The organism is Bacillus sp. DU-106 (assembly GCF_004799705.1).
In the GTDB taxonomy this organism is placed as follows: domain Bacteria; phylum Bacillota; class Bacilli; order Bacillales; family Bacillaceae_G; genus Bacillus_A; species Bacillus_A cereus.
Map to the genome: position 1 here is coordinate 5002972 of NZ_CP026607.1, position 20142 is coordinate 5023113.

The following is a 20142-nucleotide window of genomic DNA, read 5'->3' on the forward strand; positions in this document are numbered from 1 at the left end:
CTCTCCTTTTATTTTACTTGATCTCTTTTTTCTAATGTCATGCTCCACGCTGTTAAAATAACAGCGGCTACTACCATAAGGCCACCTACCCAAGCAGTATGGATTAATCCTAATGAATTCGTTACAAGGCCACCTATATAAGAACCTAAAGCGATCCCTCCGTTAAATGCGGCAATATTAATTGCTGAAGCAACATCAACCGCACTCGGAACAAAGCGCTCTGCCAATATAACTACATATACTTGTAGCCCCGGAACATTCATAAATGCGAATAGTCCCATGAAAATAATTGTGATTAATCCAGCTACTTTAAATGGCGCTGTAAATGTTAAAACAAATAATATAATCGCTTGAATCAAGAACATGTAAAATAGCGCTCGAATCGGATTATGATTCGATAATTTTCCGCCGACCATATTCCCTATCGCAATTGCGATTCCATACACTAATAAAATGATAGTAACAGTACTTGCTTCAAATCCTGTTACTTCTTGTAATAACGGAGATAAATACGTAAATGTTACGAATGTACCGCCGTATCCAAGTGCAGTAATAATGAAAACAAGTAATAGTCTTCCATTTTTAATTAATTTAAATTGATCACGAAACGATACAGGTACACCATTTTTTAAATTAGATGGGACGAGTATACTGTTTGCGATGAAAGCAATAATTCCAATTACAACAATCGCCATAAATGACGCTCTCCAGCCAAATTGTTGACCGATAAATGTTCCAATTGGCACACCAGTAATAGTCGCAACTGTTAATCCAGTAAACATAATCGCAATTGCGCTAGCACGTTTATTCTCTGGTACGATTGCAGCTGCAATTGTAGATCCAATTGACATAAACACACCATGTGCAAACGCAGATACAATTCTTGCAATAATTAATACAGTGAAGCTTGTTGCTACCGCCGCAATGCCATTACCAATAATGAAAATAACCATAATCCACATTAATAATGTCTTTCGCGACATACTAGCCGTTAACGCCGTTAAAACAGGAGCTCCTACCGCTGCTCCTAACGCATATAAGGAAACCGTTAAACCGGCTGTTGTAACCGAAACATTTAAATCTTTTGAAATAGATGGTAGTAAACCGACACTAATAAACTCGGTCGTACCAATCCCAAACGCACTAATTGCTAGCGCTAATAAAGCAAACATACTTCTTCGGCTCGTCTGAGCTTCCGAAGATGGTACTGTATATGAACTCAATTGAATTCCTCCTTATTACAAGAAATCCAATCATAATAGTATGATAAAAAGGCCCTTTTATCTTCTAAAAAATATATTTCATACTTACAAATGCTATTATGAATGGTTTCATTCCTTTTTTGAAGAACGCACTTTAAAGTACGATAGGCACTAAAAAGTAACATAGTCACTTTTTGGTACCGTACTACTCATTTGCCTCTTACATGTGCTATTATGAAACATATTTAACATGATAAAAAGTACGTACTTTAAAGTGCTATAGGTACTAAAAAGTAACATTTGTATGATTTAACTTATTTTACTCACAAAGGGAGGATTTCATATGAAGAAATACAATATTCCTGTAGAGGCGACTTTAGAAGTTATCGGCGGCAAATGGAAAGTTGTTATTCTTTGTCACTTAACGAAAGGTACAAAGAGAACGAGTGAATTAAAACGCTCAATGCCTGGTATTACACAAAAAATGTTAACGCAGCAATTACGTGAATTAGAAGACGACGGCGTTATTCAAAGAAAAGTATACAATCAAGTCCCGCCAAAAGTAGAATATTCTCTTACCGATTACGGTTGGTCTTTAGAATCCATTCTTGATTCTCTTTGTTCTTGGGGCGAATGCCATCTTGAAAAAGAAGGTAACACATCGACGCTAATTGCGGAAGGTGAATAATAGGAAAAAGGAAAAACGAACATGAATTTGTTCGTTTCTTCCTTTTTTTCTTTATATATATGTACATTTCTAACTGGAACAAAATATTTTATACGCTTTCATACCTTGTCAGCACTACGTTATACACTCAATATCAAATAATTAGGAATCATTTTTATGTTAACATAGGTGTATATAGTATATAATATAGGATATATATTATATACACTTTCCGGTAACGGAGCTTTTCCATTATGCGGACAAGCCATGTATCGGACAGTTCATAAATAATAAGTAAGACGTTATGGTTTTAGATTTATGTTTGCAGCTTACTTGCTGTCATAAATTTAAAGGCATTTTATTGTGTTTTGTGAAACTTTGTATAAAGTTTCGTAACCGTTTACTATCTTACTTATAAAAAATAAGAGTATTGCTATCGTAAAGGAGAATTGGAGATGCCAGAAACTATGACTCAAACAAAGCCAGAACAAGAAACTGTACAAATTTCTGCTAGCCAAGGACAACTTGATGTACTTGATCAGTTGTTAAAACCTGAGGTACAAGAATCATTAACAACACTAGTAGAACAGCTTCCAAAATTAACTGAGCTTGTTAACATTTTAACTAAGTCTTATGACTTCGCTCAAACTGTTGCTACTGATGAAGTATTAAAAAGCGACACTGTTGGTGCAATCACAGAGCTTGTAGAACCTGTAAAAGATACAGTGAAAAGCATGGCTGCTACTGCAATCGAAGCGAAAGATCGTGCTGACGAAAGCAACGAAGTTATCGGCCTGTTCGGTCTATTAAAATTATTAAAAGATCCACAAGCACAAAAAATGTTCCGCTTTGTGAACGCATATCTTCAAATTAGTGCAGAACGTAACAATAAATAAGTTAACTTATAACAACAATTAGTAAAGACGGGGGATATCATACTATGTCAAAACAAATTGTCATCTTAGGCGCTGGTTATGGCGGTCTTCTTGCCGCTTTAAACGTACGTAAATATTACAGTAAATCAGAAGCACAAGTTACAGTGATTAACCAATACCCAACGCACCAAATCATCACTGAACTACACCGCCTTGCAGCTGGTAACGTGTCTGAGCAAGCAGTTGCAATGCCACTTACAAAGCTTTTCAAAGGTAAAGATATCGATCTTAAAATCGCAACAGTTGAGTCATTCTCAGTTGATAGCAAAGAAATCAAACTAGCTGGCGGCACTACTTTATCTTACGATGCACTTGTAGTTGCTTTAGGAAGTAAAACTGCTTACTTCGGTATTCCAGGACTAGAAGAAAACAGCATGGTATTAAAATCTGCTGCTGATGCAAATAAAATCTACAAACACGTTGAAGACCGTATTCGTGAATACGCGAAAACGAAAAACGAAGCTGATGCTACAATCGTAATCGGTGGTGGCGGATTAACTGGCGTTGAGCTAGTTGGTGAGCTTGCTGACATTATGCCTAAACTTGCAAAAAGCCACGGCGTAAATCCAAAAGAAGTGAAACTTCTTCTTGTTGAAGCAGGTCCAAAAATCCTTCCAGTATTACCAGACCACTTAATCGAACGTGCAACTACTAGCCTAGAAGCGCGCGGCGTTACATTCTTAACTGGTCTTCCTGTAACAAACGTTGCTGGCAACGAAATCGACTTAAAAGACGGTCAAAAACTTGTTGCTAACACATTCGTTTGGACGGGCGGCGTACAAGGTAACCCATTAATCGGTGAATCAGGTCTTGAAGTTAACCGTGGACGTGCAACAGTTGATGCATACCTACAATCTACTTCTCACAAAGACGTATTCGTTGCTGGAGACAGCGCTGTTGTCTTCGCTCCAGACGGACGTCCATACCCACCAACTGCACAAATCGCTTGGCAAATGGGTGAGTTAATTGGATACAACTTATACGCAGCACTAGAAGGCAAAGCATTCGAAGAGTTCGCACCTGTAAACTCTGGAACACTTGCTAGTCTAGGACGTAAAGATGCGGTTGCTACAATTGGAGCAAGCAATACTCCACTTAAAGGCTTACCAGCATCATTAATGAAAGAAGCAAGTAACGTTCGTTACTTATCACACATTAAAGGTCTATTCAGCTTAGCTTACTAATCTGAATATAAGCCCGAATCATGCCCTGCATGGTTCGGGCTATTTTTATCCGTAATTTTCTCTAACTTATTTATTCGGCAGAAGAATCGTATAACCCTTTTAATTATCTAAATTTACTGATTATTTTATGTCCAAATTGTGTATACGAAAAGATGGAAGTATTCTTCCTACTCCCATCCTTTCACACAAACTATTCGCCTAACTTCACAAGACTGTAATTCTTCTTCCCTTTACGGATAATAATAAATCGTCCATCAAATGAATTTTCTACAGTAACATCTGTACCCACATCTGTTACTTTCTCACCATTCATAGAAATCGCTCCGTTATTAATATCTTCACGCGCTTGTCGTCTAGATGGTTCAATTCCTAAATCAACTAGCCATTCTACGATGTTTTTCGTCTCTTTTGAAGACTGAAATGTTGGCATTTCTTTAAAGCCTTGTTCAATTTCATCAGCTGTTAACGATTTAATATCTCCGCTAAATAACGCTGCTGTAATTTTCTCAGCTTGCAGGAACGCCTCTTCTCCATGAACAAATTTCGTCATTTCTTCCGCTAATACTTTTTGCGCTTCACGTTTATGAGGTTCCGCTTCTACCTTCGTTGCTAATTCATCAATACGCTCTTTCGTTAAGAACGTAAAGTATTTCAAGTATTTAATTGCGTCACGGTCATCTGTATTTACCCAGAACTGGTAAAATTCAAACGGTGTCGTTTTTTCAGGATCAAGCCAAACCGCACCACCCGCTGATTTACCAAACTTCGTACCGTCCGATTTTAATAATAACGGAATCGTTAATCCGAATACTTTCGCCTCATGACCTTCTAACTTACGAATTAAATCTAAACCACTCGTAATATTTCCCCATTGGTCACTACCACCAATTTGCAGTTGAACATCCTCTTTCGTGTATAAATGATGGAAGTCCATCGCTTGCAAAATTTGGTACGTGAATTCCGTGAAAGAAATACCTGTATCCAAACGGCTTGCTACAATATCCTTCGCTAACATGCTATTGATGCTAAAGTTTTTCCCGTAATCACGTAAAAACTCAATAATATTTATTTCATGTGTCCAATCATAGTTATTTACCATCTTCACTTCGCTATTTCCACCAAAATCAAATAGCTTTTTCATTTGTGCTGTTAACGCATCTACATTATGCTGAACCACTTCTAACGTTTGAAGTTGACGCTCTGATTGTCGTCCACTCGGATCACCAATTGTTCCTGTTGCCCCGCCAATTAAAATAACAGGATGATGACCAGCTAATTGGAATCTCTTCATCATCATAAACGGAATCAAATGTCCGATATGCATACTATCACCAGTCGGATCAACTCCGCAGTATAGTGAAATCTTTTTCTCTTCTACTAGCTTACGTAAGCCTTCTTCGTCAGTCTGTTGATTAACGGCGCCGCGCCATTCTAATTCATCAATAATATTCATCTTTTGTCATCCCCTTTATTTTTTAAAAACAAAAAAGCCCCTATGTCTACGATAGACATAGGGACGATTATTCACCGTGTTACCACCCAGTTTGTATAAATAGCATAGCTACTCATACCACTCTTAGCAATAATATCGATTGCCAGTCCGCTTAGCATTACCTAAGATACTCCAGAGTGTAATTCACAAGTTTGTTTGTGCTAGGTTCCAGCAACCCCTAGCTCTCTCGTTAACAGTGACAAACTGCTACTGGGCTCTTTCAACGTATGTTATTTGTTAAATTATTAGCCATTATATTGAATTGAAAACAAATTGTCAACAATACCCAAATATTATTTTAAAATAATTCATATCTTCATACGTATTTCTTTATTCCTTATCTTCTCCAATAATCCTTACTTCTCGCTCCAACTTCACGCCAAATTTCTCTTCAACTGTCTTTTGTACGAAGTGAATTAAATCGATGTAATCTTGTGCTGTTCCGTTATCAACATTCACCATAAACCCAGCGTGTTTTAAAGAAACTTCTACTCCACCAATTCGCTTACCTTGTAGTCCTGAGTCTTGAATTAACTTACCAGCAAAGTTATTTGGTGGGCGCTTAAATACGCTACCACATGAAGGATATTCTAGAGGCTGTTTTGACTCACGTTTAAACGTTAAATCATCCATTTTTGCTTTAATTTCTTCATGTACACCTTCTTCAAGTTCAAATCTCGCTTCAAGAATAATGTAATGGTTGTTTGCAAATACACTCTTACGATATCCAAATTCAAATGCTTCTTTCGTCAAAGTACGTAGCTCTCCATCACCTGTCATTACGACAGCTTCTGTTAATACAAACGAAATTTCACCGCCGTATGCACCAGCATTCATATATAATGCTCCGCCAACTGAACCTGGAATACCACAAGCAAACTCAAGACCCGTTAAGTTATGGTCTAAGGCAATACGTGATACGTCAATAATTGCTGCACCACACTGTGCTACAATCGTCGTTCCTGTTACAGTAACACCTGTAATATGAATTAAACTTACTGTAATCCCGCGAATTCCACCATCTTTAATAATGACATTCGATCCATTTCCTAAAAACGTAACTGGAATATTATATTCGTTCGCATATTTAATAACTTCTTGAATTTCATCATAATTTGTAGGCGCAACAAAAACATCTGCTTTTCCGCCAACTTTAATATGCGTATGATTCTTTAACATTTCATCTTGTTTAACATGTCCTTCAGGCAATACCGTACTTAAATATTTATAAACCTCTTGCATATTCATTTTACGATTCCTCTATTTCTATATTCATTTTATCCCGTTATACGGGCCCATAATATCCCCACGTACATGAAAGAACCTAAAGTGGTGGATACAGTGTACCCAAAATCAATTCGAGACACCTATAAACCTCTTAATTTATAAGAGGTGCCACTCATATTAAAATATATATTGCATAATAAAGCAACCCAAATGGACTACTAAACTTGACATGTCATCAGAAAGACAACAATTTGTAAAATATGTGACTTTTTCAAAACACTATCCCTCAGTATCTTACTATACCACACAAAAAGAAAGTGGTATTTTTTTGTACTTTTTACTTTATTTACATCAATAAAAAAAGAGCACATCCGACAGAATGTGCTCTTTCTATACTCTTTATATTACTTTTCGTTCTCTTCTTTTTCTTTATCAAACCATAACAGCTCATCGTTATCAACTTCACCATTATAATTGATTAAAATTTCTTCTCCTGCTTTTATATCCTTATAAGCATAGAAGTTAAACGTATGGTTCTCGAAGACAATATCATACGTTGCATTCGGTGTATATGAATGATTAAATAACATACCGTATCCTAAAAGGATTGCCGTATGATTGATTCCATACTCAAATGCGTAGTCAGCAAGTAATGTTTTCTCAATATGTTCATGCTGTTCATTCGGATAAGAGATAACTGGTGCTGCGTGTATCAACTCACCTTTTTTAATATCACGAGTTGCAAATACACCTCTATTAAATTCTCCATCACTAAGTTCAGAAGTCTTAACTTCGATCATATGCGTCACCTATTTAATTCTTTCTTTGAAGTATTTTAATTCCGCTATTAGCTGAATTTTATCTCCTTAAGCTTGGCAGAAAACGCGCAGAAAAGCAATTAAATTCCTATCAAGTATTCGTTTCAATGAAAAAAGAGCACATCATTCGTGCTCTTTCCAAGCAATATTACTTTTCTAAAATATCTTCTAACAACTTCACTTGCTCGCTAACAGTTTGTAACGTCTTCACTGACGTATCATTTCGATGTTTTTCTTCTTCCACACTCGCTAGCACTTCTTCTGTAGCTGTAGAAGTTTGCTGAATTACGTTAGAAGCATGCGTAACATCCTTTACGATATTCGTCGTTTTAACTTGGAAACTTTCTTGATGAACAACAACCTCTCGCATTACTTCATTAATCGCATCAATAAACTTCCCTAAATCAGTTACATTTGTTAAAACGCTTGCTAACATCTCGTTACATTCTTCTTGTACTCTTTCTGACTTTTCTACTTGCACTTCTACCTTACTTGCTTGATTACTAAACTCCTTCAAAATCCCTTGAATTCTTCCCGCAGAACGATTTGATTCTTCAGCAAGCTTTAACACTTCACTCGCTACAATAGCAAAACCTTTTCCATGCTCGCCTGCCCTCGCAGCTTCAATATTTGCATTTAAAGCTAGCAAACTCGTCTGACTTGAAATATTCGTTATTACATCTACAATTTCATTAATTTGTTTCGATTGCATCATTAAATCTCTAAATATAATTCCAGACTGTGAAACAACATCATTTAAACTTCTCATGTTAATTTCAAAATTTCTTAGAGTATGTACACTACCTTTTGAAATTTCTAAGCTTTCATCCACACGAGCCGATGCAGTTCTTACTTGAGAGATGATTTGTTCAATATTTCCCTCCATATCATTCAATACTTCTACCGAACGATACATCATCTCTGATTGTGATTGCGTACCAACTGCCACCTCTTCAAAGGCAAAATTAATTTCACTCATCGATTCCATCGACGTGTTCATATTTTGTCTTAAATGATTGAAATTACTATCTAGTTTCACAACTGTTTCTTCAATAAGTCTTTGCGTCTCTTCTAACTCCTGAGCTTTTCTCATTACTTCTTGCTTCTCATCACTTAAACGAAGGAGCAGATTAGAACCGATTTTCGTGACGCCCCACATAGCGATTGTTACAATCGCTAACAAACTTGCGAAATTAGCAGCTTCAGACGAGGCTGTATAAGCAAAAAATTGCTCCGGCCAATAGCTACAAAGGATAAATGTGATTACAACAGCTACCCCGCCAAGAATTAAAATGAGGCGCTCACTTAAGTAAATAAGTGAAACAGCTAATGTAAAATAGACCATTTGAAATACAGCCGGACTTTCATTAAAGGCTTGTACCATAATGTAAGACATTGTAAGCAACATAAATGTCATGATATATTTATACGCTGATTCCATACTTTTTATAAAAGTAAAAAGCGTTCCAAATGCAACGACAGAAATACCACAAATCCAAAACGCTATTGCTCTCTCTGTAAAAATATATCCATAATACCCAATTGCGATTATCCCAAGAAAGAAACTACAAATCGTTATAAACAGTAATAAATGATTTTTCTGTGATTCTTTCTCAAGGTTAGAAAAACAAGTCCTCTTTAACCACTCCATATGAAGCCCCACCTTCTACTTATACATATCAATTACTTCAGTTTAAATACCGCACTTACTGGGTTATGATCGCTATTTTCAAACTTTAAATCTTTCCCTTGTACATTTACAATCTCTACATTCGGTGAAACGATAAAGCCATCAATAATAGTGACGAAATTTTCACCTTCTACATATTTCTTTACATCATCTCTCACAGTCATAACAGACGGATCTACAGCCCACTTAAAGCCACCGTCTGTAAAGTCCTTCGGTAACTCTACTAACCACTCAGGGCGCTCTTTCACGAACTTCGGATCACTTAATTGAGCGTTTGAAACTAATTGATTCCAATCTCCGCCCATTATTACGTAATCACCATTTTCATAATGCTTGTTCATATATTCTTTTAAGTACTCTACTTGCTGTTTTCTAATTTTCCCGCCTTCATCATAAGCAGACAAATGTAAATTTACGAGTCTAACATGTTTCCCATTATTAACAGGAATTTTATATTCCACAATTGCTCGATCTAAATCAAACAAACGCTTTGGCCAAGGCTCCATTCCAGGAAGCTGGAACCTCTTCGCTTCTTGAACAGTGTATTTAGAAAACGTACTTAATCCAGCCTCCGCATATCCCATTGGATTTATTATTGGCACTGGAACCCATTTCGTATCGTAGTTCTTGCCAAATGACGAAACATAATCAGGTAATCCTTTTTTCAAAAATTCATGTTCATTTACATCAAATGAACGAAGTGACTTTATATCAACTTCTTGTAATAGTGCAAAATCACTATTCTCATTTTGTAAAAACGAAAGCATATTCTTTAAATTAGTTTCCGTTTGCTCTTTACTACTTGAACCAGATCCCTTTCCACCATCCATAAAGAAATCTTGATCCTTATCTAACCCAGCATATCCAATATTAAATGTTGTAACTTTAAACTCATTTCCAGTCGCTAATACGCGCTCCTTATTATTCTCCACCTTCAAGCTTATAACATCAGCAGGCTGTTCTTTAGTAAGTGTCATATACGCTAGAAATCCTCCTACAATGCCCGCTACTACTAAAACACATGTAAATACGATTTTTAAAAATTTCTTCAAATAAATGACTCCTTTTCACGCGAATTTATTTTTCTTTATTTTCAGTCAAATAAAACAAAACGACACACATAAGAAACATTTTATCATAATTAAAACCGTATATCACTATATTTAGTTGATAAGTAATCGATCCCATTTTAATTACTTGAAAAACCTTCAGACATCAAAAAAAGAAACGTTACACCCACCTCCTCACTGGAATTTAAACGGTATATTTAGTACACTATATGTAATAATCCTAGGCGATGGAGTTCGCCATAAACGCTGCTTAGCTAATGACTCCTACCAGTATACATACTGGTAGGAGTCTATTTTTTTGAGCAATCTATTTAAAGAGGTGAGAAAATTGATTTATATTATCGTCGGCATTGCCGGTATATTAGGAGCTCTTTCTCGTTATTATTTAGGTCTTAATATCACCACATTTTGGCATCATTCATTTCCATTAGCAACATTACTCATTAACTTAATCGGTTGCTTCTTCTTAGCGTGGCTAACTACTTATATCGCCCGGCTAAACATCTTACCTTCAGAGGTCATCACAGGCATCGGAACTGGATTCATCGGTTCCTTTACGACTTTTTCAACATTTAGTGTAGAAACTGTGCAATTGATCAATCATTCTGAGTGGAGCATAGCCTTCTTATATGTATCATGTAGCATACTTGGTGGCCTCATTATGTCTGGCCTTGGCTATACACTTGGAGATTTCTTAATTAAGAAATCTCTTACGGAAGGTGATTACTCATGATAGAAGCCTTATTAGTCGCAACAGGAGGATTTTTCGGTGCGATTACACGATTTGCAATTAGCAATTGGTTTAAGAAAAGAAATAAAACACAATTTCCACTTGCTACATTCCTTATTAATATAACAGGGGCGTTTTTACTTGGATATATAATCGGCAACGGAGTTACTACAGGCTGGCAACTATTATTAGGTACTGGATTTATGGGTGCATTCACTACATTTTCTACGTTTAAACTAGAAGCCGTTCAACTTCTCAATCGAAAAAATATTAGCACTTTCCTTTTATACTTAAGCGCTACGTACATAATTGGTATCCTCTTCGCATTCCTTGGAATGAAGCTAGGCGGAATATGAAAAAAAGCGACTCTATTGAGTCGCTTTCTTTCATAAGAAATATGTCCCGCCATATGGAATAGAAAATAAACCAGCTGGATGTACATCGTAATGTACAATTTGCATCGGAAGCTGTGAATACGGCATATACTGACTTTGCATCATTTGTGCAAAATATGCTTGTTGTTGCATTTGAATAGCTTGATTCATAGCATGAATTGTTCCCTGTGCCCCAGCCAGCGTAATAGCTGCTCCTACTTGTCTTCCATTATAAAAATGATGGTTCATCATGATTCATCTCACTTATTCTTTTTCTTCCATATGGTATGTTTCTATTTCATAGTGAGTATTTTGTCCCTATTGGTAACCCCTATTTATTGCCCTTTTTCAGCTTTGAAGTAATAAATCCAAATAATAATACGCCAATACCACTAAGGAACAATACATAACTTATCGGTACTAGGAAAAAGAAAGGTTCTTCAAGGAATCCATCCGCTCCTACTTTACTGTTTGAAGCATGTATAGTTAAAGAAATAATCGCTAAAATCATGAAAGAAATAGCTACTACGTATTTATTTTTCATTTCACATTCTCCTCTACTCATGTAATTCTCCTTAGATTCTTAACATCATATTATCCAAAAAACCATTAACAGTCAATAATTATTTATCGTTTAACAATAAATAATTATTGACTAGAATAATAACAAAAAGGTTTACGAAGCATATTAAATCACTTCGCAAACCCTCTGTATTATAAATATTTACACTTCAAACCTCTTGCTTAATACAATATACATTGCGCAAAATAGCACGAATATCCCAGCATAAATTAACAAAATCTCTACACTAAACATATCCGACAATGGCCCAAATATTATCATTCCTAGAGGAAGCGCGCATGAATTCGCAATTTGTACAAGACTGAACATCCGTCCGTGCATTGATGGTTCTACTTTTTCCTGCAATAACACAGTAACTGGTGTATTGAAGCACGGCATCGTTATACCAATTAAAAAATTAAATACTAAATACATAATAAATATCGGTGCTATTCCGAGTCCAATCATAAGCAGTCCATATAATGCACAAGCTAGCGCTGTTGTATGCATACGATTACGAAAACCACCCCACGCGGCAATCAATACGCCACCAGCTGCCGCACCAGCACTAAAGGTCATCTCACTAGCAGTAAGTCTCCACATTTCGGCCCCGAAAGAACGAGTTACCATTAAAGGTGTTAAAAAAGCAGCTGGACTTATTAAAATCATGATGATAATCAATAAAACGATTAGCCTTTTAATAAATACATTTTCTTTTAAATAAGAGAATCCTTCTTTAATTCCTTGTAGATTAGATTTTTGCTTATTCTCTGCATTCACATGTCCCTCTACTTGAATGATAAGCATAATACTAATTCCAATCATAGCCGTAATAACATCAATAAAAAATGTTGTTTCAATGCTGGCAATAGAAAGAATCGCCGCACTTGCTGCTGGAGAAAGAAACATAATTAAAGATGTAATACTGCTATTTATTCCATTTACTTTCATAAGATACTCTTTCGGAACGATTTGCGGAATTAATGCATTCACAGCTGGCGTTTGTACTCCTGTTCCAGCTGAACGAATGAGTAACACAATAAAAAGTAACCAAATACTTTTATATCCTGTTAAAAATAAAATTGCTAAAACTAACGTCGCAATCGCTATAATTCCATCCGATAACATAATCATCTTTTTACGGTCATAACGATCAATCCAAACACCTGCAAACAAAGATATCGCAATTTGTGGTAGAAAACCGCAAACAGTTGAAATAGTCAACATCACTCCTGATGATGTTGTAAGGGTGATATACCATATAATCGCGTATTGTACGAGAGAGGAACCGAACAACGAAATAGTTTGAGCGGTCAAAAATAATATAATTTTCGTTTTCCAATTGTTTTCACTCATATGTTTCACACCCCCTTAACTATTCCTGTCTCTATATGAAAGATGCTATCTGCCCAATCAAGATAAAAACTCGCTTCGTGAGATACGAGTATAATGCTGCCCTTAAACTTAATTAGCGCCTTTTGCAAAGCTTCCTTCGCTTCTGCATCTAAATGATTTGTCGGCTCATCTAAAATTAATAAGTTACAAGGTGATAATAATAATCCGCACAGTTTCACCTTCGATTGTTCACCACCACTTAACGTACGAATTTCTTGCGAAACGTGCGTATCCTTCACTCCACACGCAGCTAAATGATGGCGTATTTCCTTCATATTCAGTTTAGGAAACTGTTCTGAAATAATTTGAAGCGGCGTTAAAGAATCATTGCTCCAATTTAAATCTTGCTCATAATATCCAATCTTTATTTGCTCTGAAAAGTGAAACTCTCCAGAAATACTATCAATATTTCCAACGATTGTTTTTAATAAAGTAGATTTTCCTACTCCATTGAAACCTGTAATAACAAGTTTTTGCCTACCCATTACTGAAAAATTCAACTTTGGTAAGAGAGCGAAGTCGTAACCAACTTCAAGGTTATTTACTTCAAGAACTGTCTGAACTGAAATGGGAAGTTCCTGAAAATGAATAGACGGTTTATGAGTAAAACTTGGTGGCGCAATTCTTTCCATACGCTGTAATTGTTTTCTACGACCTTGCGCTATTTTTGAATTCACCCCAGCAATATTTCTACGAATATACTCTTCCGTTTTTTCAATTTTCTTTTGCTGTGCATAATATTGGCGAATATAATCTTTTCGCAAATGCTCCTTCTGTCTTACAAAATCTGAGTATTTGCCGTAATACTTCTTAACTGTCCCGAACTCTACATCACATATGCAAGAAGTTACCTTTTCCAGAAAATCAAAATCATGTGATATGACAATAAACGCTCCTTCAAAATTCATTAAATAATTAGCAAGCCACTCCACATGCTCCTTATCAAGAAAATTCGTCGGTTCATCTAGTAATAAAATATTAGGCTCTTCTAATAAGAGCTTCGCTAAAATTACCTTTGCACGCTGCCCTCCGCTTAATTCACCAATAACACGATCCATCCCAATCACATCAATACCTAAGCCGGATGCCACCTTATTCGTAATACTATCTACTGAATAAAAATCATGAGCCTCGAGCAGTCCTTGAATTTCTGCCGCTTTCAATAGTTGATTTTCATCTCCGGTCATCGCACTTTCTTCATATAACTTGTTCATTCTCTTTTCCATTTCATACAAATCATAAAAGGCTCTCTTTAAATATTGTGAAATGGTGTAACCCTCATCAATTTCTGCGTATTGATCAAGATGTCCAATTTGAATATTAGGTTGCCACTTTATGTCTCCCTTATCAGGAATAATTTCCCCCACCAATATTTTCATTAATGTGCTTTTTCCTGCACCATTCTGTCCAATAATTCCCATATGCTCCCCTTTATGCAAATCAAAAGAAGCATTTTCGTATAATACTTTATCTATAAAACTATGTGATAAACTTTCCACTTTAAGTAAACTCATTTTTATTCCTCTTTTCCTGAAATTAAAAAAAGCAGAGAGATAGCGTCATTCGACACTAGCCCTCTGCTTCGTGGTTTTTCCTATACTACTCCAATTTATAGTAAAGACTCATCGGAATAATATACACAAAGGGCCATAGACAAAGCATTGTCTATGGCCCCTTAATCTATTTTATACACCAGCTGAAAAACCATAACGAAATAAGCATAGATAAACTATACTTTTTTAGAAAAGTTATTCAGCCGATGAATATAGGGGATTTATGCCCCTTGATTAAGCTCCGTACAACGCTTCACCGTATACATTTGTGCGGAGCAAAGTTTTCTAATGAGTTTTACAAATTTTATATAAAGCATATTATGCACCTTCCTTAATACTTAAAAAGGATTTTAGCATACGGTTTTACGAAGCGTCAACATTACTTCCGAATCTTTCAACTACTTGTTTTCAAAATATTGCTTCTGAAACATACACATTCTTATCGCATTATGATAGTTACCATCAACGAAAAACTCATCGATAAGCTCACCTTCTACCATAAACCCAACTTTTTTATAAACATGTACTGCCTTTTCATTTTCCTTATCCACAACTAAATAAATCTTATGCATATTTAGTACGGAAAAAGCGTAATCCATCGCTAAACGCGTCGCATCCACTGCATAACCATATCCTTGATAATTCGGATCAATAATGATTTGGAATTCTGTTCTACGGTGAATATAATCGATTTCTACTAACTCAACTAATCCAACCATTTCATTGTCTTTCTCAACGATAAATCGGCGTTCGCTTTGATCATGTATATGTTTATCATATAAGTCTTGCAGCTCCACAAATGCCTCATACGGCTCTTCAAACCAATACGACATAATATGCGCATTATTATTCAGTTCGTGTACAAACTTTAAATCTTCTCGTTCTAATGGACGTAACTTCAATTCCTGATTCATTTCTATAACCTCCAAGTAAAAGAAACCTCTTCACTTAATTTCTCAATTTTTTTCGATTTCAAACGCCCTAATTTCATTGTAAACTTTCAAGCAACTTGAAGGTCAAGATGTAAAAAAGTAGTGCAAACTTATGTCTGCACTACTACTCTTTTCTCAAATCTCTCATATTCGATATGTATAAAGCAATAACTAAAACAAGAATTGCTCCTGCGTATAATAACGTCTCCATCGGTTCCTCATGAGACACAATAATCAATCGAATTAAGGCCGTAATTCCGATATAAATAAAATAACGTAACGGGAAATGATAGTTCGATTTAAAATACTTAATAATTAATGCAATGAACTCGAAGTATAAGAAATAGACGATGATACTTTCAACCAATTTATAAGACGTATACTCTTTTGCCGAAAAAATATACTGCACAAACGTAATTGTCTCATTCACTAAGAAAATCGATAACACAATGGATAATATAATTAAAGCTATATTTAATATCCATTGCAAAACACTAGCTATAACATGATCGATATTAAATGACTTCATTTTCTCTTTAGACTCCCCTTCGTATAAGTACTTATTTATTATAGCAAAATTACGATTGGAAAGAAGGTAAATCATATATTCGTCCTTTGTTGTTGCCAGTGTAGGGGAGATTTAGTGTGTGGAGAATTCTGTTTACAACCATACCCGACGAAACATGGAGAAACTCTTTCAAATTACCGTTCGTACATGTCGTACTAATGAGCAATGCATAATCTCGTATAGCATCCTCATGTGCCACTTTTGAAAAATCTTTACAACTTGTACAACGCCAGCCCTTCTTCACTTTAACCATTGGAATAACTAAGCATTTCTCACATTGTACTCCATTTAACAACTCCTCTTTTTCTATTTTATATTGCTCAAGTATATTTTGTTGAAGTGGAGAATGCTCCGTTATTATTTGATGAATGAGCCTATCTACATTATCTATAACTTTTCTCTTATATTTACTTTCAAACCACTTTATTTTATGAGGTAAATTTGCACTATGAATAATTGTATGAAGAAGATTGTCATCTGAAGATTTTATAATGGTACGAGGCGAGCTAATAACAACGAGGGACTCGATTGGAAGACTAGAGGAAAATCCATGTAAGCTTAACCATTTCTTTAATTGTATTTCTTGCCTTTTTATTTGTAAAACCGGATCTGGAAATCCCTCTGAATTTCCTTCTGTTATTCGGATAAGTTGATTAAACTTTGCATCAAACATTAATGTACCTGCTATATTTTTTATCTCAAGAAAAAGAAGAAACTTTGTGGAAATGATAATAGTATCAATTTGAAAGTATTGATCATGATTAGATAAGCGAACATCATGTAAAACACTATACTCTTTCTCAGAAATAAAACTAAGTGGATAATCAATTGCTTGCTCCCCTTTACAAATATATCAACGATTTTTCCAATATATCGATTGGTCGACAATATCTGACACTACCTCACTCCAATCACTCACAGCATATCCTAGAAAAACACCTTCAGCAAAAACTTAAAATCGTATTTCCTCATAAAAAAAAAAAATAACCCGCTCCTCCAGCAAAGTTATGGTTTTTAACCCTGCAATGCCACTCTATCTATAACTTTACCGTGAAGTCCACAAAATCCATTTGTACTTATAGCAACTTTCACTTTTTTCACACTGAAACTATATACCCCAAAATCGTTTCACAACGTTATTACTTCCGCATAGCTACAATTTATATAATAACGGTACAGTACAAATAACGTGCTGAATCACTAAGTATGGGGGCATAACGATGAACGAAGCGTTGCTATTAGTAGACATACAAAATGATTACTTTGAAGGTGGCAATATGGAATTACATCAACCTGAAAAAGCCGCACAAAAAGCGAAAGAAGTTTTGAAAGCATTTCGTGAAAAACATAAAACAGTTATTTATGTACAACATATTGCGAACAATGAAGGGGCTACTTTCTTCTTACCTGATACATTAGGTGTTCAAATTCATGATGATGTACAACCGATTGCTAACGAAAGAGTCTTACAAAAACACCACTCCTACAGTTTTTCTCAAAAGTTTTGCACTACAATCGATTAGCTATATTAGCAATTACATTATTATTAGCGGCTTTCCTTCTTCTTTACAGTGTATTTTTTGGATTACTCGTAGGCACTACAGCAAGCTAGCGATTTTTTATAAATATGAACATTTTTTAGGAATTAGTTTATCTTTTTTTAATGTTTTATTTAGAGGCAGTTTATAGTCGGGTATTAACATAAGAAACGTAGCAACTAAGTTCATATATGACGCACTGCTACTATAATCGCTAACCGTACTACTTGAAATCATAAAATAAGGAGACGATAAAACATGAACAAAAAAGCAAAAGCACTATCATCCGTACTGCTCGGATTCACATTAGCATTAACAGGGTGTGCTGGTACTAAAGCTGAAGAAAATCATGGGAAACAAAAACAAGAACAAGTTGCTAAAGAAACAAAAAAGGAAAATAAATTAACTAAAGGGCAAAAAATGGCTAATATTCTTAGCGAGACAAATTGGCAAGGTACACGAGTGTATGACAAAGATAAGAATGACTTAACAAAAGAGAATGCAAACTTCATTGGTCTTGCAAAATATGATGCGAAGTCAGGCAGATATGAATTTTTTGATGCTAAAACAGGTGCAAGTCGTGGCGATAAAGGCACTTTCTTTGTCACAAATGATGGGAAGAAGAGAATATTAATTTCAGAATCAATGAAGTATCAAGCTGTCGTTGACATGACAAAACTAAATAAAAATGTATTTACTTATAAACGAATGGGTAAAGACGCTAACGGTAAAGATGTAGAAGTTTTCGTTGAACATGTCCCATATAAAGAAAAAGAACTTTCTTTCACTGATCCGGACAAGCAGCTGAACACGACTACAGGAGATATTGTTAAAAACGTTGATGGAGATAAAATTTTAGGCAGTACCCTTTGGCATGGAACAAAGGTATTAGATGAAGCTGGTAACGATGTAACACAGTTTAATTCGAATTTTATAAGTTTAGCAAAATTTGATGACAAGTCTAATAAATATGAGTTTTTCAATAGCGAAACAGGTCAAAGCCGCGGTGATTATGGCTACTTCGATGTTGTACACGAAAATAAAATAAGAGCCCATGTTTCAATTGGAAATAACAAATACGGTGCTGCTCTTGAACTTACTGAACTAAATAAGAATAAATTTACGTATAAAAGAACTGGTAAAGACCAAGCTGGTAAGGATATAACTATATTCGTTGAACATGAACCTTATAAAGGTGATATGAAACCACAATTTAGTTTTTAAATACGTTTGATTAAAGATCCTGTACTGAGTTGCAGGATCTTTCTTATTAAGCAAGAGAACGAAAAGACGAAAAACATGTAGCTTTTCGTCTTCACAATATTCCCACCTTATAGTCGATGATTTACAAAACCTAAAAACATACCGATACAAAATAAAATAAATCCAATTAGAATTAAGGGAAGAGTGAAGCCACCCCAAGCTGGTTTATTAGCAAACGCCCTTATTTTAAAATTAATCCTCGCTAAAGACATGATAACGATACCCGCTATTGATAAAATTGTAGTTACATAAGTCATCTAGAATAATACTCCTCTTCTATATTGATTTTGTATCTCTGCAAACCATCTACATAAGTGTTACAGTCCACTATTCATACATGTCATCCCAATTGTAGCAATCCAGCTTTGTGCCACATCATTTGTAAAATTCATTCTTCATTCCTAAAAAAAGACAGAACCAGACGGTTCGGTCTTTTTTGTTTTATAATAATCTCTTTTATTTTTGCTACAATACCTTTTTCTTATAAATCTTACGCTAACACAGCTTTTGATTAACTTATCCTGAAATATTATGAATTTGCGTTCAACTTATCTAAAATACCTTTATCTATTTTTGCTTGATTCACTTTAGCTATTTTAGAAACAATCCCACGGCGATCTTCCCAATCAATCAAATAATATTGATTTTTTTCCAATTCATTTTGCAAGGAAATTTTCAGTTCTCTTTCTTCCCCTTTTTTATCGTACACCTTCTCATCGTAAACATGATACGTAAGAACTTCTCCATTACTCAATTTTTCGTTTTCTACTTTAGAATCAGTCGTTACTTTTACATAATATTGTTTAGTCAAATAGTATCCATTCCCTGACTTCATATAGTAGAAAGCACCTCCTACTATAGCTAATAACACAAAAATTCTCATGATCCATTTCATATGGTAATACCTAACCTTTCTATTCTACTTGTAAGATTTATACCCGT

At 35.2% G+C, this 20142-nt stretch carries 20 protein-coding genes, 2 pseudogenes, 1 riboswitch and 1 other annotated feature; of the genes and pseudogenes, 7 read left to right on the plus strand and 15 right to left on the minus strand.

All coding sequences use genetic code 11. The features are described 5' to 3' along the window. Positions 1–8: 8 nt before the first annotated feature. Positions 9–1172, minus strand: coding sequence for an MFS transporter (locus C3Y97_RS25665; RefSeq protein ID WP_002026553.1), 1164 nt, complete (start codon positions 1170–1172; stop codon positions 9–11). Positions 1173–1545: 373 nt separating this feature from the next. Here C3Y97_RS25665 and C3Y97_RS25670 point away from each other — a divergent pair, with 373 nt between their 5' ends. From C3Y97_RS25670 to C3Y97_RS25680, 3 genes are all read left to right on the plus strand, one after another. Further along, the gene (locus C3Y97_RS25670; RefSeq protein WP_136363695.1) at positions 1546–1890 is read left to right on the plus strand and encodes a winged helix-turn-helix transcriptional regulator; all 345 of its coding nucleotides are present in this window, start codon (positions 1546–1548) and stop codon (positions 1888–1890) included. A 434-nt stretch (positions 1891–2324) separates the two neighbouring features. Further along, on the plus strand, positions 2325–2765 hold the full coding sequence (locus tag C3Y97_RS25675; protein ID WP_001115309.1) for a DUF1641 domain-containing protein: 441 nt from the start codon (positions 2325–2327) through the stop codon (positions 2763–2765). 44 nt (positions 2766–2809) lie between these two features. Further along, positions 2810–3988 carry an NAD(P)/FAD-dependent oxidoreductase gene (locus C3Y97_RS25680; RefSeq protein ID WP_000043202.1) on the plus strand — a complete coding sequence of 393 codons (1179 nt, stop codon included), beginning with the start codon at positions 2810–2812 and terminating at the stop codon, positions 3986–3988. A gap of 190 nt (positions 3989–4178) precedes the next feature. Here the strand turns inward: C3Y97_RS25680 and tyrS are convergent, their stop codons facing one another. The 5 genes from tyrS to C3Y97_RS25705 all read right to left on the minus strand — a co-directional run bounded on the left by tyrS (position 4179) and on the right by C3Y97_RS25705 (position 10267). After that, positions 4179–5441, minus strand: coding sequence for a tyrosine--tRNA ligase (tyrS, locus tag C3Y97_RS25685; RefSeq protein ID WP_001021088.1), 1263 nt, complete (start codon positions 5439–5441; stop codon positions 4179–4181). Between the two features lie 56 nt (positions 5442–5497). After that, positions 5498–5713, minus strand: a binding site (T-box leader). Positions 5714–5810: 97 nt separating this feature from the next. Next, positions 5811–6728, minus strand: a complete 918-nt coding sequence (murB, locus tag C3Y97_RS25690) for a UDP-N-acetylmuramate dehydrogenase (protein WP_001057102.1) — start codon at positions 6726–6728, stop codon at positions 5811–5813. Between the two features lie 383 nt (positions 6729–7111). After that, the gene (locus tag C3Y97_RS25695; RefSeq protein WP_000573649.1) at positions 7112–7507 is read right to left on the minus strand and encodes an SET domain-containing protein; all 396 of its coding nucleotides are present in this window, start codon (positions 7505–7507) and stop codon (positions 7112–7114) included. Positions 7508–7673: 166 nt separating this feature from the next. Then, the gene (locus C3Y97_RS25700) at positions 7674–9176 is read right to left on the minus strand and encodes a DUF4077 domain-containing protein (protein ID WP_000455082.1); all 1503 of its coding nucleotides are present in this window, start codon (positions 9174–9176) and stop codon (positions 7674–7676) included. Positions 9177–9208: 32 nt separating this feature from the next. After that, positions 9209–10267 carry an endonuclease/exonuclease/phosphatase family protein gene (locus C3Y97_RS25705; protein WP_000714050.1) on the minus strand — a complete coding sequence of 353 codons (1059 nt, stop codon included), beginning with the start codon at positions 10265–10267 and terminating at the stop codon, positions 9209–9211. A 232-nt stretch (positions 10268–10499) separates the two neighbouring features. Then, positions 10500–10559, plus strand: a riboswitch (Fluoride riboswitch). A 54-nt stretch (positions 10560–10613) separates the two neighbouring features. On the opposite strand from C3Y97_RS25705, the gene crcB (C3Y97_RS25710) reads away from it, so the two are divergent. Then, on the plus strand, positions 10614–11018 hold the full coding sequence (gene crcB / locus C3Y97_RS25710; protein WP_000639315.1) for a fluoride efflux transporter CrcB: 405 nt from the start codon (positions 10614–10616) through the stop codon (positions 11016–11018). Then, on the plus strand, positions 11015–11371 hold the full coding sequence (gene crcB / locus C3Y97_RS25715) for a fluoride efflux transporter CrcB (protein WP_000568587.1): 357 nt from the start codon (positions 11015–11017) through the stop codon (positions 11369–11371). Before crcB (C3Y97_RS25710) ends, crcB (C3Y97_RS25715) begins: the two co-directional genes overlap by 4 nt. 30 nt (positions 11372–11401) lie before the next feature. Here the strand turns inward: crcB (C3Y97_RS25715) and C3Y97_RS25720 are convergent, their stop codons facing one another. The 7 genes and pseudogenes from C3Y97_RS25720 to C3Y97_RS25750 all read right to left on the minus strand — a co-directional run. Continuing rightward, the gene (locus tag C3Y97_RS25720) at positions 11402–11641 is read right to left on the minus strand and encodes a DUF3947 family protein (protein ID WP_000980930.1); all 240 of its coding nucleotides are present in this window, start codon (positions 11639–11641) and stop codon (positions 11402–11404) included. A gap of 79 nt (positions 11642–11720) precedes the next feature. After that, on the minus strand, positions 11721–11933 hold the full coding sequence (locus C3Y97_RS25725; RefSeq protein ID WP_025118109.1) for a DUF3955 domain-containing protein: 213 nt from the start codon (positions 11931–11933) through the stop codon (positions 11721–11723). A 180-nt stretch (positions 11934–12113) separates the two neighbouring features. Beyond that, positions 12114–13307, minus strand: coding sequence for an MFS transporter (locus C3Y97_RS25730; protein ID WP_001293752.1), 1194 nt, complete (start codon positions 13305–13307; stop codon positions 12114–12116). Between the two features lie 5 nt (positions 13308–13312). Next, positions 13313–14860 carry an ABC-F family ATP-binding cassette domain-containing protein gene (locus tag C3Y97_RS25735; RefSeq protein ID WP_000054849.1) on the minus strand — a complete coding sequence of 516 codons (1548 nt, stop codon included), beginning with the start codon at positions 14858–14860 and terminating at the stop codon, positions 13313–13315. A 437-nt stretch (positions 14861–15297) separates the two neighbouring features. After that, positions 15298–15813 (minus strand): spermidine N1-acetyltransferase, encoded by a 516-nt coding sequence (speG, locus tag C3Y97_RS25740; protein ID WP_001071092.1) that lies wholly within the window; start codon positions 15811–15813, stop codon positions 15298–15300. Positions 15814–15955: 142 nt separating this feature from the next. Then, a complete protein-coding gene (psiE, locus tag C3Y97_RS25745; RefSeq protein ID WP_000834708.1) occupies positions 15956–16360 on the minus strand; it encodes a phosphate-starvation-inducible protein PsiE in 405 nt (134 codons plus the stop codon). A gap of 49 nt (positions 16361–16409) precedes the next feature. Next, positions 16410–17243: pseudogene (locus tag C3Y97_RS25750) on the minus strand (nuclease-related domain-containing protein); the annotation flags it as partial. A 376-nt stretch (positions 17244–17619) separates the two neighbouring features. Between C3Y97_RS25750 and C3Y97_RS25755 the strand changes: the two are divergent. Further along, positions 17620–17892 (plus strand): annotated as a pseudogene (locus tag C3Y97_RS25755) (isochorismatase family protein); the annotation flags it as partial. 303 nt (positions 17893–18195) lie between these two features. After that, entirely contained in the window at positions 18196–19161 is a 966-nt protein-coding gene (locus C3Y97_RS25760) for a DUF4822 domain-containing protein (RefSeq protein ID WP_001034145.1), read from the plus strand. 107 nt (positions 19162–19268) lie between these two features. Here the strand turns inward: C3Y97_RS25760 and C3Y97_RS25765 are convergent, their stop codons facing one another. After that, entirely contained in the window at positions 19269–19457 is a 189-nt protein-coding gene (locus C3Y97_RS25765; protein WP_000222859.1) for a hypothetical protein, read from the minus strand. Between the two features lie 272 nt (positions 19458–19729). Further along, positions 19730–20095 carry a YxeA family protein gene (locus C3Y97_RS25770; protein ID WP_002164645.1) on the minus strand — a complete coding sequence of 122 codons (366 nt, stop codon included), beginning with the start codon at positions 20093–20095 and terminating at the stop codon, positions 19730–19732. Positions 20096–20142 lie beyond the last annotated feature (47 nt).

Bases quoted from the DNA above. Each gene is read 5' to 3' on its own strand.
- C3Y97_RS25665 (WP_002026553.1), bottom strand. From the start codon at position 1,172: ATGTTTGCTTTATTAGCGCTAGCAATTAGTGCGTTTGGGATTGGTACG.
- C3Y97_RS25670 (WP_136363695.1), top strand. From the start codon at position 1,546: ATGAAGAAATACAATATTCCTGTAGAGGCGACTTTAGAAGTTATCGGC.
- C3Y97_RS25675 (WP_001115309.1), top strand. From the start codon at position 2,325: ATGCCAGAAACTATGACTCAAACAAAGCCAGAACAAGAAACTGTACAA.
- C3Y97_RS25680 (WP_000043202.1), top strand. From the start codon at position 2,810: ATGTCAAAACAAATTGTCATCTTAGGCGCTGGTTATGGCGGTCTTCTT.
- tyrS (WP_001021088.1), bottom strand. From the start codon at position 5,441: ATGAATATTATTGATGAATTAGAATGGCGCGGCGCCGTTAATCAACAG.
- murB (WP_001057102.1), bottom strand. From the start codon at position 6,728: ATGAATATGCAAGAGGTTTATAAATATTTAAGTACGGTATTGCCTGAA.
- C3Y97_RS25695 (WP_000573649.1), bottom strand. From the start codon at position 7,507: ATGATCGAAGTTAAGACTTCTGAACTTAGTGATGGAGAATTTAATAGA.
- C3Y97_RS25700 (WP_000455082.1), bottom strand. From the start codon at position 9,176: ATGGAGTGGTTAAAGAGGACTTGTTTTTCTAACCTTGAGAAAGAATCA.
- crcB (WP_000568587.1), top strand. From the start codon at position 11,015: ATGATAGAAGCCTTATTAGTCGCAACAGGAGGATTTTTCGGTGCGATT.
- C3Y97_RS25720 (WP_000980930.1), bottom strand. From the start codon at position 11,641: ATGATGAACCATCATTTTTATAATGGAAGACAAGTAGGAGCAGCTATT.
- C3Y97_RS25725 (WP_025118109.1), bottom strand. From the start codon at position 11,933: ATGAAAAATAAATACGTAGTAGCTATTTCTTTCATGATTTTAGCGATT.
- C3Y97_RS25730 (WP_001293752.1), bottom strand. From the start codon at position 13,307: ATGAGTGAAAACAATTGGAAAACGAAAATTATATTATTTTTGACCGCT.
- C3Y97_RS25735 (WP_000054849.1), bottom strand. From the start codon at position 14,860: ATGAGTTTACTTAAAGTGGAAAGTTTATCACATAGTTTTATAGATAAA.
- speG (WP_001071092.1), bottom strand. From the start codon at position 15,813: ATGAATCAGGAATTGAAGTTACGTCCATTAGAACGAGAAGATTTAAAG.
- psiE (WP_000834708.1), bottom strand. From the start codon at position 16,360: ATGAAGTCATTTAATATCGATCATGTTATAGCTAGTGTTTTGCAATGG.
- C3Y97_RS25760 (WP_001034145.1), top strand. From the start codon at position 18,196: ATGAACAAAAAAGCAAAAGCACTATCATCCGTACTGCTCGGATTCACA.
- C3Y97_RS25765 (WP_000222859.1), bottom strand. From the start codon at position 19,457: ATGACTTATGTAACTACAATTTTATCAATAGCGGGTATCGTTATCATG.
- C3Y97_RS25770 (WP_002164645.1), bottom strand. From the start codon at position 20,095: ATGAAATGGATCATGAGAATTTTTGTGTTATTAGCTATAGTAGGAGGT.